The sequence below is a fragment of the Neoroseomonas rubea genome (genome assembly GCF_016106015.1).
Taxonomy (GTDB): domain Bacteria; phylum Pseudomonadota; class Alphaproteobacteria; order Acetobacterales; family Acetobacteraceae; genus Neoroseomonas; species Neoroseomonas rubea.
This window is the reverse complement of record NZ_JACADQ010000505.1, coordinates 1-1986: the sequence shown is the minus strand read 5'-3', so window position 1 is coordinate 1986 and position 1986 is coordinate 1. Positions and strand designations below refer to the sequence as shown.

The following is a 1986-nucleotide window of genomic DNA, read 5'->3' as shown; positions in this document are numbered from 1 at the left end:
CCGGCGGTGGTCTCGGTGCGGGCACTGCCCGGCCCGGTGCCGGGCCGCGCGGAGGAAAGCCTCGCCCTGCGGCTGCCCGCCGGCGGCACGGCGGCGATCGCGGCCTTCGTCGCGGGCCAGGTAGGGCACCTGCCGCCAGCCGACCCGCGCGGCGGCCAGGTGCTGGTGCCCTCCCGCCTGCCCTACGCGCTCGGATTCACGTGCAACACATGGGTCATGCGGGCGCTTGCCGAGGCTGGTCTACCGGTGCCCGTCGCCGGCATCCGGCTGCGCGGGGAAGCCATGGCGGCCCTGCGCGCGGAACAGGCCCGGCAGTCGGGAGAGGCATGACGCCGGGTGCGGAATGTCACGGTGCTGCCACCGTGAAGCCGTTCCTATGCAACCTGCGCCGCGTTCAACACGTTCCGGCTGACGAATCGGGATCCGAGTCCACCCACCATGTCCATCCGCCGCGACCTGCTGATGCGTTCCGCGCTGCTGCGCCTGCCGGACCTCACGGCGATCCGCGCCGTCGCGCCCCGGATGTCCGCGCCTACGGTTCAGTCCGACCCCCGCGAGCGTTCCCAGCGGGCCACGCGGCGCACCCCTTCGAGCGCCAGGCCCAGGAAGACCACCAGCACGGCGATATAGGCGACCAGCCCCTTCCGTTCGGCCAGGCTCGCGACGTCGATCGGCCCGCTGCCCATCGCATCGGCCGGCAGGACGAGCGGCAGCCCGGCCCCGGCCAAGGTGAGCGCGACCGCGGCGCCGAGCACGCGGTCCGGCAGCCGGGTCGCCGCGGCGAAGACACCGACCGGCACCAGGACGACCACGAGGATCAGCAGCATCTCGAGCGGGCCGCCCCCGCTGAGCAGGCTGGCCGCCAGCGCAACGGCCAGCACGGCGAGGCAGGCGCCGACCATCCGGCGGACATCGCTGCCGGGTCCGGGCTCCGGGCTGTCCTGGCGCCATGCCATGGGTGAAGCATCGCAGGCCGCGAAGGGCGGAACAATCGCGCCGGGAGGCCACGCCGGGCCGCACCGCGCCCGGATGCGGCGCGCGCGGGGCTGACGGCGGCCAGCCGGCAAAGCCGCTCCGCCACCGGCCCAAAGCCATATCCGACCCGGCGAAATCATCCGGTCGGATGTCCTGCGCAAGAAAACTGGGAGGCCGGAGCCGCCCACGCCCTGTCGGCGCAACCGCGTCGCGGTGCAGCGCGACCGGACGCTGCTCAGGCGGCGCGCCGGAACCGCACCGCGAAGAACCCATCCATTCCGCCCCGCTCCGCCCACAGGTCGGGCCGAGTCCGCAGGCAGCCCGCCGGCGTGATCGCCTCCGGCAGTCCGGGCAGTTCGGCCGGCGCGAAGGGCTCATGCGCCAGGCCAAGGCCGGCGGCGCGCGCCAGATGCGCCTCCCCTTCCTCCGGCTGGAGGGAGCAGGTGGCGAAGACCAGCCGCCCGCCGGGCCGCAGCATCCGCGCCGCGGCGGCGAGCAGCCGGCACTGGGCCTCGGCCGCGCTCGCCACGTCGCGCGGTCGCTTGGCATGCGCCACGTCCGGATGCCGGCGGATCGTGCCCGTCGCGGTGCAGGGCGCGTCGAGCAGGATGGCGTCGAAGGGCTCGGCCGGGGCCCAGGTGGCGGCGTCGGCCTGGACCACCTCGGCGGACAGGTGCAGCCGCGCGAGGTTCTCCCGCAGCCGCGCCGCGCGGGACGGGTCGCGCTCCACCGCCGTCACCACGGCACCGGCGGCGAGGAGCTGCGCCGTCTTGCCGCCGGGCGCGGCGCAAAGGTCGGCGATCCTCTCCCCCGCGCGCGGGGCGAGCAGCATGGCGGGCAGCGCGGCGGCCGCGTCCTGCACCCAGAAGCGGCCCTCGGCGAAGCCGGGCAGGTCGGTCACCCGCGTGCCCGCGGCCATGCGCCAGGATCCCGTGGGCAGCACCTCCGCCCCCGCCGGCGGGCTCGCGCCCGGCGCGGGGGTCAGGTCGAGCGGCGCCGGGCCGCGATGCG

At 76.2% G+C, this 1986-nt stretch carries 3 protein-coding genes; 1 reads left to right on the top strand and 2 read right to left on the bottom strand.

From position 1 onward, the window contains the following. Nucleotides 1-330 (top strand): DUF2459 domain-containing protein (locus HW577_RS24245; RefSeq protein WP_198378666.1); only part of this gene is annotated, 330 nt, incomplete at its 5' end. 209 nt (nucleotides 331-539) lie between these two features. Here the strand turns inward: HW577_RS24245 and HW577_RS24240 are convergent. Both HW577_RS24240 and HW577_RS24235 read right to left on the bottom strand, forming a co-directional pair. Then, on the bottom strand, nucleotides 540-956 hold the full coding sequence (locus HW577_RS24240; RefSeq protein ID WP_198378665.1) for a hypothetical protein: 417 nt from the start codon (nucleotides 954-956) through the stop codon (nucleotides 540-542). A gap of 254 nt (nucleotides 957-1210) precedes the next feature. Continuing rightward, a partial coding sequence (locus tag HW577_RS24235; RefSeq protein WP_198378664.1) for an RsmB/NOP family class I SAM-dependent RNA methyltransferase occupies nucleotides 1211-1986 on the bottom strand: 776 nt, incomplete at its 5' end.